The 13,120-nt window shown below is 64.4% G+C and carries 16 protein-coding genes; 2 read left to right on the top strand and 14 right to left on the bottom strand.

What is annotated here, in order from left to right; genetic code table 11:
• Positions 1-5: 5 nt before the first annotated feature.
• The 3 genes from AWB70_RS16205 to AWB70_RS16195 all read right to left on the bottom strand — a co-directional run bounded on the left by AWB70_RS16205 (position 6) and on the right by AWB70_RS16195 (position 1,794).
• Entirely contained in the window at positions 6-404 is a 399-nt protein-coding gene (locus AWB70_RS16205; protein WP_053569192.1) for a GFA family protein, read from the bottom strand.
• A 26-nt stretch (positions 405-430) separates the two neighbouring features.
• Positions 431-973 (bottom strand): hypothetical protein, encoded by a 543-nt coding sequence (locus AWB70_RS16200; protein ID WP_014250760.1) that lies wholly within the window; start codon positions 971-973, stop codon positions 431-433.
• A 203-nt stretch (positions 974-1,176) separates the two neighbouring features.
• On the bottom strand, positions 1,177-1,794 hold the full coding sequence (locus AWB70_RS16195; protein ID WP_053569191.1) for an OmpW/AlkL family protein: 618 nt from the start codon (positions 1,792-1,794) through the stop codon (positions 1,177-1,179).
• A 230-nt stretch (positions 1,795-2,024) separates the two neighbouring features.
• On the opposite strand from AWB70_RS16195, the gene AWB70_RS16190 reads away from it, so the two are divergent.
• On the top strand, positions 2,025-2,336 hold the full coding sequence (locus AWB70_RS16190; RefSeq protein ID WP_053569190.1) for a hypothetical protein: 312 nt from the start codon (positions 2,025-2,027) through the stop codon (positions 2,334-2,336).
• 9 nt (positions 2,337-2,345) lie between these two features.
• Here AWB70_RS16190 and AWB70_RS16185 read toward each other — a convergent pair whose 3' ends face one another.
• Positions 2,346-2,852, bottom strand: a complete 507-nt coding sequence (locus AWB70_RS16185; protein WP_235024267.1) for a hypothetical protein — start codon at positions 2,850-2,852, stop codon at positions 2,346-2,348.
• A gap of 115 nt (positions 2,853-2,967) precedes the next feature.
• On the bottom strand, positions 2,968-3,936 hold the full coding sequence (locus AWB70_RS16180; protein WP_053569189.1) for a GlxA family transcriptional regulator: 969 nt from the start codon (positions 3,934-3,936) through the stop codon (positions 2,968-2,970).
• Between the two features lie 199 nt (positions 3,937-4,135).
• Here AWB70_RS16180 and AWB70_RS16175 point away from each other — a divergent pair, with 199 nt between their 5' ends.
• On the top strand, positions 4,136-4,825 hold the full coding sequence (locus tag AWB70_RS16175; RefSeq protein ID WP_014250756.1) for an HD domain-containing protein: 690 nt from the start codon (positions 4,136-4,138) through the stop codon (positions 4,823-4,825).
• A 1-nt stretch (position 4,826) separates the two neighbouring features.
• Here the strand turns inward: AWB70_RS16175 and AWB70_RS16170 are convergent, their stop codons facing one another.
• From AWB70_RS16170 to AWB70_RS16125, 9 genes are all read right to left on the bottom strand, one after another.
• Complete coding sequence (locus AWB70_RS16170) at positions 4,827-5,537, bottom strand: extensin-like domain-containing protein (protein WP_041731649.1); 711 nt, start codon at positions 5,535-5,537, stop codon at positions 4,827-4,829.
• Between the two features lie 7 nt (positions 5,538-5,544).
• Positions 5,545-6,609, bottom strand: a complete 1,065-nt coding sequence (locus tag AWB70_RS16165; RefSeq protein WP_053569284.1) for an NAD(P)/FAD-dependent oxidoreductase — start codon at positions 6,607-6,609, stop codon at positions 5,545-5,547.
• Positions 6,610-6,712: 103 nt separating this feature from the next.
• Complete coding sequence (locus AWB70_RS16160) at positions 6,713-7,231, bottom strand: GNAT family N-acetyltransferase (protein WP_053569188.1); 519 nt, start codon at positions 7,229-7,231, stop codon at positions 6,713-6,715.
• 681 nt (positions 7,232-7,912) lie between these two features.
• Positions 7,913-8,722 (bottom strand): c-type cytochrome, encoded by an 810-nt coding sequence (locus AWB70_RS16150; protein ID WP_053569187.1) that lies wholly within the window; start codon positions 8,720-8,722, stop codon positions 7,913-7,915.
• Positions 8,719-10,344: a cbb3-type cytochrome c oxidase subunit I gene (locus AWB70_RS16145; protein WP_053569186.1), complete on the bottom strand. Its 1,626-nt coding sequence runs from the start codon at positions 10,342-10,344 to the stop codon at positions 8,719-8,721. The genes AWB70_RS16150 and AWB70_RS16145 overlap by 4 nt, the downstream gene beginning before the upstream one ends.
• Positions 10,334-10,900 (bottom strand): cupredoxin domain-containing protein, encoded by a 567-nt coding sequence (locus tag AWB70_RS16140; protein WP_014250750.1) that lies wholly within the window; start codon positions 10,898-10,900, stop codon positions 10,334-10,336. The genes AWB70_RS16145 and AWB70_RS16140 overlap by 11 nt, the downstream gene beginning before the upstream one ends.
• A gap of 27 nt (positions 10,901-10,927) precedes the next feature.
• Positions 10,928-11,098 carry a hypothetical protein gene (locus AWB70_RS39040; RefSeq protein WP_087086280.1) on the bottom strand — a complete coding sequence of 57 codons (171 nt, stop codon included), beginning with the start codon at positions 11,096-11,098 and terminating at the stop codon, positions 10,928-10,930.
• 9 nt (positions 11,099-11,107) lie between these two features.
• The gene (locus AWB70_RS16130; RefSeq protein WP_087086279.1) at positions 11,108-12,325 is read right to left on the bottom strand and encodes a c-type cytochrome; all 1,218 of its coding nucleotides are present in this window, start codon (positions 12,323-12,325) and stop codon (positions 11,108-11,110) included.
• A gap of 58 nt (positions 12,326-12,383) precedes the next feature.
• Entirely contained in the window at positions 12,384-13,085 is a 702-nt protein-coding gene (locus AWB70_RS16125) for a c-type cytochrome (RefSeq protein WP_087086284.1), read from the bottom strand.
• Positions 13,086-13,120 lie beyond the last annotated feature (35 nt).

The following is a 13,120-nucleotide window of genomic DNA, read 5'->3' as shown; positions in this document are numbered from 1 at the left end:
TCTAGTCAGGGCGCGCCGCGTGCATAGCGCGGCCGCCCTTGTGCGTCGTGCCACGGCTCGGCGCTCTTGCACCAGATTTCGTACTGCGGCGGATACAGCCCGGTTTCATCGAAGATGCCGGTCGGCACTTCGATCTCATCGACGCCATCGAACGCCAGATAAACGGGCGAACCGCAAGCCGGGCAATGATGCCGCCTGCCCGTCGCCGAGCTTTGCCACGCGACGGTGTCGCCCGATACCGCGAACGCGGCGCGCGGAAAGATCGCGTAGACGCCGAACGGCGCGCCGTGAATGCGCCGGCACGTCATGCAGTGGCACAGGTTCACTTCCTTGGGCTCGCCCGTCACACGCACCCGCACCGCGCCGCATGCGCAACCGCCTTCGTGGACCGGCTGAGGGTTCATGCGTCGTCTCCCGCGACCCCGGTGATTTATCGCACGAAGTAGCCGCGGTTCGACATGCAGTCGCTATAGGCGCGCCAGTAGCGCGTCATCGGCGGTTCGGGCGGCGGCAGCGGCGGCATCTTCATGTCGCCGCCGTAGATGGCGTCGGAGGCGCCGGACGCGCCGGCCGCAATCGATGCCGGCAGTGTCGGCATCGCCGACGATGCGTCGCGCGGCGCGGAAGCGCCTGCGACCGTCGCCGCCGGTGCGCCCGACGCCGCAATGGCCGCCGACGCCGGCACGGCGGCGGAAGCCCCATGCGCACCCGAAGCGAGCGCGGGCAACGGCGGCTCGACCGGACGCGGCGGCGTGAGCACACGCGTTTCGCGCGGTGCATCGCGCGGCGCGGTCTGCGGCTCGCGCGCCATGTTCACTTTCGTCGTCTGATTGGCGTAGCCGTAGCAGGCGGCGTTATCGACCGATTGCTGCCACGAACTCTGGCTGCGTCCCGGCACGGTGAGCGGCTGCTGCGCGAAGGCGGCGCCACACGCCGCGAGCAAGGCGATTCCCGCGTAAGTGGAAGGTCTCATTGGCTTGCAGTTCCCCGATGCGGTGTTATTTGTCGTTGCAGGCCGCGCCGCTTAGCTATGTGCGAACGGCGCGGGCCTGCGCCGGGCCTGCTGTCAAGGATACCGCGACCGCACAACCGTCCACGCCAGAAGCACCGGCATCTTCCGCCATTTTTCAGACGAAGCGCGGCCTCGCGCACACGCGGGAAGACCGAAGCCGCGCGTCAGAACTTCATGCCGACGCCCACGCCGATCACCCACGGATCGATCTTCAGCGAGCCGAGATCCGTGCCTTCGGCCGAAGCGCTCGTGCGCATCCAGATCTTCTTCAAATCCGCGTTGACGAAGAGATTCTTCGCCACCTGCACGTCGACGCCGACTTGCAGCGCCGGCCCGAAACTGCTGCGTTTGATCGACACCGGCGTGTCGCCGGCCTTCAGCTTGTCGTTGTAGAAGTACGTGTAGTTCAGACCCGCGCCCACGTACGGACGCACGCGGCCCGCGTGATTGAAGTGGTATTGCAGGAGCAGCGTCGGCGGCAGCACGCCCACGCCGCCGAGTCCGCCGATGTTCGACGTGACCTGGTGCCGCGATGTCGCGAGAATCAGCTCCGCGCCGATCTGATCGGTGAACATGTACGTGAAGTCGAGCTCAGGCACGATCGCATTGTTCACGCCGACGCCGAGCGTGCCCAGCGCACCGCCCGCCGACACGTCGGGCTGAATGCTGATCGCGCGCAGCCGCACGAGCACGTCGCCCGCGTGGATGCCGTCCATCGAACCGCCCGGCGATACCTCGCCCGCTGCCTGCGCCGCGCCTGCGAACAACGCCGCGCACGCCATCACGATTGCCCCGAGACCTTTTCTCATTTCTATCGTTCCCACGTTAAAAACGAGAATTGTCCCGGCCGCGTTGCATGCCGCCTTTGATGGCAGTCAAGCCGTCCGTGCGCGTGCACACTCGCATGCCGCGAGCTTGCGCGCCGACAAGCAACGTGTACGCAAGCCGTCCGAATGCGGGTCCGCGCCTTGCTAAATCAAGGGGAAAGTGCAGAACAAATGGGAGGCAACCGATGAGACCCAAACTTGGCGCATTCGGCACATCCGGCGCACTCGGGCGCATGGCGGCGATCCTGCTCGGCGGCACGCTCGCCGTCGTGGCCAGCGCTCAGCAAGCGCCGCAAAAACCGAACAAGCTCGAATACGACAGCACGCCCGCGTACTCGGAGAAGAACGTCACGCCGCCCGCCGCGGCGGCGGCCAACGCGAGCGATGCGTTGAAGACACGGCCGGGCGAAACGTCGGCGGGCAAGGGCGCGAAGCCCGACCGGCCGAACGGACTCGGCTTCGATGCGGGCGCGAGCGGCATGAGCAAGAAGCAGTAGCGCCGCCGGTTACGCCCCGGCTGGTTTGTCGGGCCACGGCCACGTTGCATAGCGTGACTTCTTGCCCGGCTTGGCCGCAGGCGCAGGCGTCTCGGCTTCGTGCGCGGGCGCCGCGCTTTGCGCGCTTTCGGGAAGATCTTCGCCGAACCACGGCACGTCGCGCTGCCGCTCTGTCCTGTACGCGTCCCAGCCCGTCGCGTTGTCCGCGAAGAGATCGTGCTTGACCGTGTTCGCGAGCATCGGGCGATTCAGCGTTTCGTCGAGCAAACCTTTCGGCCAGACGAAAAACGCGCCCGACGCGCGACGGATGAAATCGCGCGGCGTCATCTTCTCGTCGACGAAGCCGAGCAGCGTGAAGCCCGCGAGCGCATCGTTGCCCTTTACCGCCTCGCCGATGCTCGCGTATTCATCGGCGCATTGGCTCAGGCAAAACACCGTCTCCAGCACATCGCCCAGATGCAGCAGCAACGCGCGTCGTTCGTAGGGATCCTGCATGGCGGTCTGTTGTTTCGTCATTCGCTGTTCCGATATGTCGAGGGTGGATTCTGCGGCGCGCGCACTGCCGCACGTGCCGCGTTCATCTTGAATTTTAGCGAACCCGCCGTGATGCGTCGGCGCGCGAGCGCTCCGGTCACTTCGTAAAGCGGGTGCGAAAACTCAGCCGATAGTCGTTCGGCGACACGCCGAGCCGCCGCGCGAACACGAGCCGCATGCGGTCCGCCGTGCCGAAGCCGCAGTCGAACGCGACGGTTTTCAACGGCGTGTCGCTACTTTCGAGCATGTTTCGGGCCGCGTCGACGCGCGCACGTTCGACGAATTCATGCGGCGTCATCTGCGCGAGTTGCACGAAGGCGCGCGCGAAATTGCGCTCGCTCATGCCGGCGACGCCCGCCAGCCGCGCCACCGAGAGCCGTTCGCCGATGTGCTCCATCACGTAGGCCTGCACCTTCGCGACCGGCGAGGTTTCATCGGCGGGCGCGCTGAGGTACGGGCTGAACTGCGACTGGCCGCCGCGCCGCTGCGCAAACACCACAAGGCGCTTCGCCACCGCGAGCGCGACCTGCGCGCCGTGATCCTCGGCGACGAGCGCGAGCGCCACGTCGATGCCCGCCGTCACGCCCGCCGACGTGACGAGATTGCCATCGCGCATGTAGATGCGGTCCAGTTCGACGCGCGCGCGCGGAAAGCGTTCGGCGAGACGCGGCGCGTCCTGCCAGTGCGTGGTCACGTCGCGGTCGTCGAGCAGGCCCGCGTGACCGAGCGCGAACGCGCCCGTGCAGATCGAGCCATAGCGGGCGCAGCGCGACGCGATATCGGTGAGCCACGCGTTCAGGCGCGGATCGGGCGCATCGACGGGAAGAGTCGGGCCGCCCGCGACGAGCGCCGTGCCGTAGCGCGCGCTGGCTTCGTCGAAGCTCAGGTCCGCGACGAGCCGCGTGCCGTTGGATGCGCGCACGATGCGCTCCTCAGGCCCGACGAGTGCGATCTCGTAGGCCTCCGACGCAGCGATGAAACCGTTCGCTTCCGCGAAGACATCGACGGGACCGGCGACATCGAGCGCCTGCACGCCCTGAAAGATTGCGATTGCAACTGTGCGCATCGGCGTGAATGTCCGTGTTGGGCTCGCGTGGCAGGAGACGGCGTGCGCTTGGCAGGCTTCGACGCGTCGTTCCGATTGAGCTGCCAGGGCGTTTTGACGAGACTGATAAGCATCCGACGCGCTGCGCGATTTTAGCAACGCACAGGCATTCGCGTCTCCGGACGCCCGATCCACCGATCAACATTACGGAGCCATACTCATGAGCGAAATCATTGCAGGCATCAGGATTCCCGACAGTCAACTCGCGCGCGAAGCCACGCAACTCGTGCGCGACACCGAGCCCGACCTGCTCTATCACCATTCGCGCCGCGTCTTCCTGTTCGGCGCGCTCGCGGGCGAGCGCAAGCAATTGCAGTACGACCCGGAGCTGCTGTATATCGGCGCGATGTTCCACGACATGGGGCTGACCGAAGCCTATAGCAGCGCGCACGATCGCTTCGAGGTCGATGGCGCGAACGCCGCGCGCGATTTCCTGCGCCAGCATGGCATCGGCGAAGTCGAGATCGAGCAGGTATGGGACGCGATCGCGCTGCATACGACGCCCGGCATTCCGCAGTACAAAAAGCCGGTGGTCGCGCTGGTCACGGCGGGCGTCGAGATGGACGTGCTCGGCCTCGCCTACGACGAGTTCAGCGCGGATCAGCGCCGCCTCGTGGTGGCCGCGCATCCGCGCGAGGCGAACTTCAAGGAGAGCATCATCGATGCGTTCGCCAAAGGCACGCAAAACAAGCCCTTGTCGACGTTCGGCAACGTCAAAGCCGATGTGCTCGCGCTGAAGGACCCGAACTACAAGCGCCTGAACTTCTGCAGCATCATTCTCGGCTCGGCGTGGAACGATCAGCCTCACGATCATTCGACGTGCCGCAATCCGGCGCATCATCACGCGTGATTCAGCGGCAGACGCGGTATGGGCCCATGTCGACATGAAAGTGCGTTTTGTGAAGCGCGTTGTAGTCGGGGCCCAGCGTCGTGTCGAACGAACGGCACGCGCCTTCGTGGACGCGTCGCAGGAACTGTCCGTCGAGCGACGATGCATCGTCCCAGCGCGCCAGCGTGATGCGTCGTCCGTCATCGAGCACAAAGCCCGTCAGGTCGATCGCGTTCGCGCTCGCGTGCTGGCTCAGCGCCGCGTCCTGCTGGTGATTGACGTTGCGGCACGCATAGCTGCCCACGTGCTCGATGCGCGTGACGCGTGCGCCGAAGGTTTCGAGCGCCGCGGTCTGAAGATACTGATGCTCGAAATACGCGAGGCCGAGCGCGAGCGGGCATGTCGCGAGAAACGGCGAACTGAAGCGCAGGTCCTCTGACTGCGTGATGCGCACCACGTCGTTCAACTCACAGCCGCCCTGCCCGGTCGCATCGGCCATGGCGCGATAGACGAGCCCGGAACGCGCGAGCGCCGCGTCGCACAGTTTCGCATCGTGCATCGCGCGCCATAGCTTGAGGCGGGTGAGCGGACCTTGCGGCGCGCGCACGTCGAGCGGCGCGAACGGATCGTAGCGTTCCGGCACGGCGATGCGCTTCGAATACACCGCATAGCCGAACGCGATCGCGCCGGCGAGCGACGCCAGCAACAGCCACGCGATGAGGCGTGCGATCACGCCTGGCTTATGCGCCGTCGGCGCCGTCGGCGGCGTGCGCGGCGTTCACACGCTCGGCGAGCTTGGCGTCGTAACTCGAATGCACGTGCACGCGCTTTTTCTCGGGATACGCATACGCATAGGCCTTGCGCAGCGCGAGCGATGCCTCGTGAAAGCCCGACAGGATGAGCTTCTGCTTGTTCGGATAGTTCGCGATATCGCCGACCGCGAAAATGCCGGGCCGCGACGATTCATAGTTCGACGTATCCACTTCGATGCGCCCGCCGCGCACGTCGAGATTCCATGTCGCGATCGGTCCCAGTTCCGAGACGAGGCCGTAGAGCGCGACGATCTTGTCCACGCGGATATCCGTCGCGCCTTCCACTTGCTTGATGCGCGCGCCGCGCAGGACGCCATCGGGCGCATCGAGCGATTCAATCATGCCGACGACGAACTCGATCTCGCCGGCTTCGACTGCGCGCTTCATCGTCGCCACCGAGTTCGCCGCCGCCGAAAAGCCGTTGCGCCGATGCACGAGCGTGAGCTTTTTCGCGATGTCCTTCAACGCGAGCGCCCAGTCGAGCGCGGAGTCGCCGCCGCCCGCGACGATGATCTCCTTGCCCGCGAAATCCGCCGCGCGCGACACGCTGTAGTGCACGGCCTTGTCTTCGAGCGCGGCCGCTTCCGGCAATTGCAGGCGCTGCGGCACGAAGGCGCCGTTGCCCGCGGCGATGAGGATCGCGGCGGCATCGAACGTCATGCCGTTTTCGGTTTCGATCGTCCAGCGATGATCGTCTTCGCGCTGCCCGACGGATTGCACGCGTTGATCAAGATGAATGGGCACGTCGAAGGGGCGGATCTGCTCCAGCAGGCGATCGACGAGCTCGCGCGCGGTGCATGACGGAATCGCGGGAATGTCGTAGATGGGCTTGTCGGGATAGAGCTCGATGCACTGCCCGCCGATGCGCCCGAGGGTATCGACGATCTGGCACGTGAGGCCGATCACGCCGGCCTCGAAGGCGGCGAACAGGCCGACGGGGCCTGCGCCTATGATCAATACGTCGGTTTTTATGGCTTCGCGTTGGGGTTCCATGTCGGGCGTTTCCGTTTCTTTGGCGTTCAGCATTCCTTGGGCCACGATACAGAAAGCGTTTTGATGGAGCAATGAAGCCCCTTTTGGCTTAGCGGCGATTGGGTCAGGCGCGGGCTTCGAAGGCTTCGTCGAAAGTGACGGTTCCGGAAGGGATGTTCTTTTTGAACGCGATGGCCTGGAAGTATTCGGCGGGCACATCGGGAAGGATGAGCGCGGCTTCGGGCTTGAAACCGAAACGGGCGTAGTAGTCTGGGTCACCGAGTACGACGCAGCCTGCTGCGTCTGCGTTTTTCAGGTGTTTGAGCGCTTCTTTTACCAACGCGCTGCCAATGCCTTCGCGTTGACGCGCGGGTGTCACCGAGAGCGGGCCGAGGCCAAACCAGCCGGCTGCGTTTCCTGTGATGGAGACGGGGGAGATTGCGATGTGGCCGAGGATTTCGTCGGTTGCGCTTTCGATCGCGACCAGCGATAGCGTAAGACGGCCCGCCCGGCGTAATGCGTTCACGATGAAATGCTCTGTGTGGCTCGAATAGGGCATTTCGAGGAATGCCTTTGCCGTCAGGGATTCGATCGCGTAGATGTCCTTTGCGGTTTCTTTTCGGATTTTTTTGGGGGGGGTCATAGGGTTCTGCTCGGCGGCTGTTTGCTATGAAGCGCATTCTAGCGGGCTTGTTTCGTCGCCGGATCCCGTTTTCGTATGGGTTTATTAGCACTGCCCCTCCCCGGGGCGGGGGTAACTTTCTTTGCTGCTGCAAAGAAAGTCACCAAAGAAAGCAGCTTTGTCACCGCCCGCGGTCACACGCAGTTTGGCCATGCTTGCCAGCCCACAGCGGCACTCGCCTAAGTGTCGCCCTCAAGAATCAGCCCGGCTTGGATCGCGCACGGTCTGACAAACCATAACTTTGAGCGCGCTGGTGCAGCACGAAATAGCTCCGGCACAGCGCTACGCGCTGCCGTGGGGTATGCAAGGGAAACCAGCGAACACGAATGCACTCGCAGACCCGATCAACCCGTCGGCCGCGAAGCGGGCTGGAACTTGAAATGGCTGTACCAATTCATTAGTGGCGCGATGTGACGGACCGTGCGCGATCCAAGCCCGACTAGTCCTTCGAGGGCACTCTTTAGGCGAGGGCCGTTCCCCGAGGAGAAAAATGACCAAACTGCGTGTGACCGCGGGCGGTGACAAAGCTGCTTTCTTTGGTGACTTTCTTTGCAGCAGCAAAGAAAGTTACCCCCGCCCCGGGGAGGGGCAGTGCTAATAAACCACCACGAAAACGGGATCCGGCAAAATCAAAGACCCCCCTCACTTCCCCGAATTCAACTCCCTCGCGTAATACATCGCCGCCGCATCGATCTCCCCAGCAGTCATATTCCGCGCCACATTGCGCATAACCTCATTGATATCGTTCGTCCGCGTCCCATTGGCAAACGCAACCAACTGCGCCTTGGTATAAGCCGCCGGCAACCCATCGAGCCAGGGACTTCCAGCCTTGTTATCAATCCCCCCATGACACGCCGCACACGGCGCGATATTACGCATCGGCGCACCATGCGCCACAATCGGCGGCGCAAGCGAATCGCTCACCTTGCGTTGCGCAGGCGGCCGCGGCAGGCTCGCGTAATACGCCGCGAGATCGCGCATATCCTGATCGGACAGGTTCATCGCCATCGGCGACATCACCGCGTTGGTGCGCGCGCCCTTCTGAAAATCGATCAGCTGCTTGTAGATCACCGACGCATACTGCCCCGCGAGATTCGGCGAATTCGCCTCGCTCATGCCGCGCTCGCCATGACACATCGTGCAGCGCAAGGCGAGCGTCGCACCGCGCCCGATCGAGTTCGCGTTCACCTCGACGAGCAATTGCGGCGTGACCTCGACGCTCGTGAGCTTCACCTTCGGTGCGATGATCGCTTCGTCGCCCGCATACCAGCTACGCGGCACGCCGGCCGCGCTGCAGATCGCGTTCCAGATGCCCGCGAACTGCGCATCGCGCTGCACCGATGGCAGCCACACGAAACCGATCAAGGCCGATACCACCGCAATCGCAATCGTCCCCAGCACGCTGACCGTGAACCAGCGGTTGCGGAATGTGAAAAGGCGTTCATCGCTCATCGCTGCGCTCCGATCGGCACCGCAGGCACCGCCGTGTCAGACCGCGCGATAAGCTGCGCAATCGGATAGCCGTAGTTGACGAGCGTGAGCCCGATCATCAGCACGAGCCACAGCGCGAAGCTGTTCAACGCCACCGGAATGCTGCGCGGCTCATGCACCGCACGGGCGAAACGAAACTCCTCGACCGCGATCTTCGGCGCGCGATGCCCCTTGATCAGCACGATGAAAAACAGCACCGCCGAGACCACCAGAATGAATCCGCCGATCACCGAAATGATCACCGAAAGCGCCTGCGCCGCGATCGCCGGGTCTGTGTAGTCGTAGAACGCCATGCGCCGCGGCATCCCGAGAATACCGACGAAATGCCACGGGAACGTCAGCACGATCATGCCGATGAACCACAGCCACAATTGCCAGCGCATCAGCTTCACGCTCTGCAATGCGCGGCCCGTCAGATGCGGCCACAGGTCGTAGGCGATCACGAAGTACATGATGACGATCGCGCCCGCGAATATCAGATGGAAGTGGCCCGTCACCCATTGCGTGTTGTGCACGGTCGAATCGAGCTGATAGCTCATGTTGATGAGCCCGCCCGCGCCGCCGAAGCCGAGCATCACAAAGGAAAACGCGACGGCGAGCATCATCGGGTTATCCCACGGCAGCGCCTTGATCCAGCCGAACGGCCCCTTGCCGCCGCGCAGCCGCGCCGCGATCTCCACCGACGCGCAGATCGTGAACACCGTCAGGAACGTCGGCACGGCGACGAGCGCGGTGAACACCGAATGCATGAACTTGAAGCCCGAGCCCACTTGCGGATCGGCGAAAAGATGGTGAATGCCGATCGGCATCGACACCACGAGGAACAGGATGAACGAGATGCGCGCCATCGCATCGCTGTAGAGACGCCCGCCGATCGCGCGCGGAATGATCGTGTAGTACGCGATATACGCCGGAATCAGCCAGAAATACACGATGGCGTGCAGCGTCCACGAGAAGAACACGCGCGCAAGGCCAGCGTCGATGGTCGTCTTCCAGCCGATCGCCACGGGCAGGATCATGAAGATCACTTCGATGGCCGCGCCCACCGCCGTCCAGCCCCACAGATACGCGCCCGCTACCGTTGCGAACATCGCGAGCGGGATCGGCTTGCCACGGTTCGCGCGCTTCCACGATGCAAGATTCACCGACATCAGCGCAACCCACACCCACGAGCCGACCACGACGAACACGACGCCGACGTAATAGAAGACGTTGCCGATCATCGGCGGATAAAAGGTGTAGAGCACGGAGGCCAGGCCCATGGCGACGGGCACGGTCGCCGTCACCGCGCCGATGGCGACGAGCCAGAAGCCAAGCCACGCCCAGCGCAGGCCCACGAGCGGGCGCTTGAGCGCAAGCTCGCTCACCGCGTAGCCGAAGCCCATCGCGACGAGCGTCGGGAACGCATAACCCATGACGGTGCCGTGCTCCGTCACCGAGCGATAGTAAAGCTCCGGATTCTGCAGCCACGGATGCAGCGGGCTGCGCACGAGCATCTGCCATGCGCCGAGCAGGAGCGCGACGCCGAAGGCGCCGAACGCCAGCCAGAAATGCGCGAGTACGAGGCGCTTGCTATTGAACACAGGAGACTCTCCGCGAATCGGCCGGCAGCTTGTCGGCCATCTGCATGAATTCGGCGCGATCGACCACCTTCACGTGCGCCCACATGTTCTGATGCCCGGTGCCGCAGAACTCGTGGCACGGCATCAAATGCTCGCCGGGCTTGGCGAAGGTCGTCTTGAAGGTCGAGACGTAACCCGGCTCCAGCATCGAATTGATGTTCGTATCGGTGATGAGAAAGCCGTGCACCACATCCGAGCTCGTCGCGCGGAACGTGACCGGCACGCCCGCCGGCACGACGAGGCATTGCGGCGTGAACGAATACTGCTGCGCGACGATGCGCACCGTCACCGAGCCGTCCGCCTCGGGCGCGCTGCCGAGATTGCTTTCGATGAATTCGCCCGATATGTGCAGCGTTTCCGGCCGCACCGTCTCGACGCGCGAGGGCGGCATCATCGCCCAGTGCACGCCGGTATAGACGACCATCGCGACCAGCACCACGACGATCGCGAGTACGAGAATCGCCCAGCGCCGTTCGACCTTGTCGGCGACGTCGTGCGAACTTGGATCAATGGCCATATGCGATGCCTTAATAAGCCTTGCGAATCACTGGATCACGCCGCGCGGCAGAAACACGGCGAAGTAAAAGACGAACCAGAGGCCGATCACGATCGCGGTCGAAATGCCCGCGAGCGCGAGCGCGCCGGACGGGCCGCGTCGCACGATCTCGTCGACCTTCGCGTCTTCGGCCGAGGCTTCCTTCGGGTCTTCGTTCATGGTCGATGTTCAATAAAGTGGCGCCGAGCGCAGCTCGTTGACTTCCTTCACCGTGACCGGCGTGCCGTGATTGCCCCACGCGGTGCGGATATACGTGACCACCGCGGCGACCTCGACATCCGACAGCGACTGCGCGAAAGGCGGCATGCCGTAGGGCTTCGGGTTCTTGAAGGTGCCCGGCGGATAGCCGCCGTTGAGCACCATGCGGATCGGATTGACGGCCGAACTCATCACGATCGACTGGTTGTTCGCGAGCGGCGGAAAATCGGGCGGCTTGCCCTGGCCCTGCGCGGCGTGACATTCGGCGCATTGCGCGTCGTAGATCTTCTTGCCGAGCGGCGACAGGCTCGTCTTCTGCTCGGCGACCGCCTGGCTCGGCGGCTCGGACTTGTCGCCGGAACGCGCGGGCAGCGCCTTCAGATAGACGGCCATCGCGCGCACGTCTTCCTCGGTCAGATATTGCAGGCTGTCGTAGACAACTTCGGCCATCGGCCCATAGACCGCGCCGCGATTGCTGACGCCCGCATGCAGCAGGCCGACGATGTCCTCGATGCTCCAGTCGCCGAGACCCGCTTCCTTGTTCGACGTGAGCGACGGCGCATACCAGTTCTGAATCGGGATAAGGCCGCCTTCGAACGCCTTCGAGGTCACGTTGCCGCCGAGCGCGTTGATCGCGGTATGGCACATCGAGCAATGTCCCAGACCTTCGACGAGATACGCCCCGCGATTCCATTCCACCGACTGCTTCGGGTCCGGCTGATACTCACCCTCTTTGAAGAACAGCGAGCGCCAGCCGAGCAGCAGTTGCCGCTTGTTGAACGGAAAACGCAGTTCATGCGGCCGGTTCGGCTGATGCACGGGCGGCGTGGACATCAGGAAGGCGTAGATGGCGTCCGAGTCCGCGCGCGTGACCTTCGTATAGGACGCGAAGGGCATCGCCGGATAGAGCAGCGAGCCGTCGCGCGACTTGCCCGTGTGCATCATCGCGTAGAACTCGTCGGCGCTCCATTGACCGAGGCCCGTCTCCTTGTCCGACGAGATGTTCGGCGTATAGAGCGTGCCGAAGGGCGTGTCCATCGGGCGGCCGCCGCCGAAGGTCTTGCCCGCCGGCAGCGTATGGCACGCGATGCAATCGCCCGCGCGCGCGAGGTATTCGCCGCGCTTGATGGTGGCGGCGTCCGCGCCCTGCGCCAGCGCCTGCGCGGCTGGCGCGGCGCACGCCGCCATGAAGACCGCGACGGTCAGCGCTCGGAGATGTCGAAAACGGAGCACGACGGGTCCTCGGTTAGTTATGAACGCTGCCGCACTGGAGCGGCATCCTGAACGAGCCGGCGGCGACGGGCACCGGATTGGCCGGCGCCGGCAGCGACGCGAGATAGGCGGCGATCGCGGTGATGTCGCGCTCGGAGAGCAGCTTCGCGACCTGCCCCATGCAATCGGGCGCGACGGTCGAGCGCGTGCCGTAGCGCCATGCGCCCAGTTGCGCGCTGAGGTAGTCCGCGTGCAGGCCGAGCAGGCCGGGAATCGCCGGCTCCATGCCCGTCATCGAGGTACCGTGACAGGCGACGCACGCGGGCACCTTGCGCGACGCATCGCCCTTCATGACGAGCGTCTTGCCGAGATCGAGCGTCTTGGCATCGACGGTGACGGCAGCGGGCGGCGGAAACGGCGGACGCTCGCTCGCGAAGTACTCCGCGATCTGCTTCAGATACGCGTCCGGCAGATACGCGAGCAGGTAGTTCATCGGCGGATACTTGCGCCGGCCATCGCGAAAGGCGAGCAACTGGTTGTACAGATAGCCGGCGGGCTTGCCGGACAGGCGCGGGAAGTAATCGTTGTCGGTGCCCTCGCCGCGCGCGCCGTGGCATGCGGCGCATCCGAGGACGCGGGCCTGCATCGTGTCGGGCGCGCGTTCGAGCGGTGCGCCGCCCGCAGCGTCCGCCGCAAACGCCGCGACGCTGAAAAAGGCGAAGAGCGCGGACGAGATGAAAGCGCTGCGCTTTGCCACGTTTCGCACGTAAC

The organism is Caballeronia cordobensis (assembly GCF_001544575.2).
Lineage (GTDB): Bacteria > Pseudomonadota > Gammaproteobacteria > Burkholderiales > Burkholderiaceae > Caballeronia > Caballeronia cordobensis.
The sequence above is the reverse complement of the archived record's forward strand: the minus strand, read 5'-3'. Positions and strand labels throughout refer to the sequence as shown.

What these genes read in the sequence shown, in the direction of transcription:
- AWB70_RS16205 (WP_053569192.1), bottom strand. Translation starts at nt 404, where the DNA reads ATGAACCCTCAGCCGGTCCACGAAGGCGGTTGCGCATGCGGCGCGGTG.
- AWB70_RS16200 (WP_014250760.1), bottom strand. Translation starts at nt 973, where the DNA reads ATGAGACCTTCCACTTACGCGGGAATCGCCTTGCTCGCGGCGTGTGGC.
- AWB70_RS16195 (WP_053569191.1), bottom strand. Translation starts at nt 1,794, where the DNA reads ATGGCGTGCGCGGCGTTGTTCGCAGGCGCGGCGCAGGCAGCGGGCGAG.
- AWB70_RS16190 (WP_053569190.1), top strand. Translation starts at nt 2,025, where the DNA reads ATGAGACCCAAACTTGGCGCATTCGGCACATCCGGCGCACTCGGGCGC.
- AWB70_RS16185 (WP_235024267.1), bottom strand. Translation starts at nt 2,852, where the DNA reads ATGACGAAACAACAGACCGCCATGCAGGATCCCTACGAACGACGCGCG.
- AWB70_RS16180 (WP_053569189.1), bottom strand. Translation starts at nt 3,936, where the DNA reads ATGCGCACAGTTGCAATCGCAATCTTTCAGGGCGTGCAGGCGCTCGAT.
- AWB70_RS16175 (WP_014250756.1), top strand. Translation starts at nt 4,136, where the DNA reads ATGAGCGAAATCATTGCAGGCATCAGGATTCCCGACAGTCAACTCGCG.
- AWB70_RS16165 (WP_053569284.1), bottom strand. Translation starts at nt 6,609, where the DNA reads ATGGAACCCCAACGCGAAGCCATAAAAACCGACGTATTGATCATAGGC.
- AWB70_RS16160 (WP_053569188.1), bottom strand. Translation starts at nt 7,231, where the DNA reads ATGACCCCCCCCAAAAAAATCCGAAAAGAAACCGCAAAGGACATCTAC.
- AWB70_RS16150 (WP_053569187.1), bottom strand. Translation starts at nt 8,722, where the DNA reads ATGAGCGATGAACGCCTTTTCACATTCCGCAACCGCTGGTTCACGGTC.
- AWB70_RS16140 (WP_014250750.1), bottom strand. Translation starts at nt 10,900, where the DNA reads ATGGCCATTGATCCAAGTTCGCACGACGTCGCCGACAAGGTCGAACGG.
- AWB70_RS39040 (WP_087086280.1), bottom strand. Translation starts at nt 11,098, where the DNA reads ATGAACGAAGACCCGAAGGAAGCCTCGGCCGAAGACGCGAAGGTCGAC.
- AWB70_RS16130 (WP_087086279.1), bottom strand. Translation starts at nt 12,325, where the DNA reads ATGGCGGCGTGCGCCGCGCCAGCCGCGCAGGCGCTGGCGCAGGGCGCG.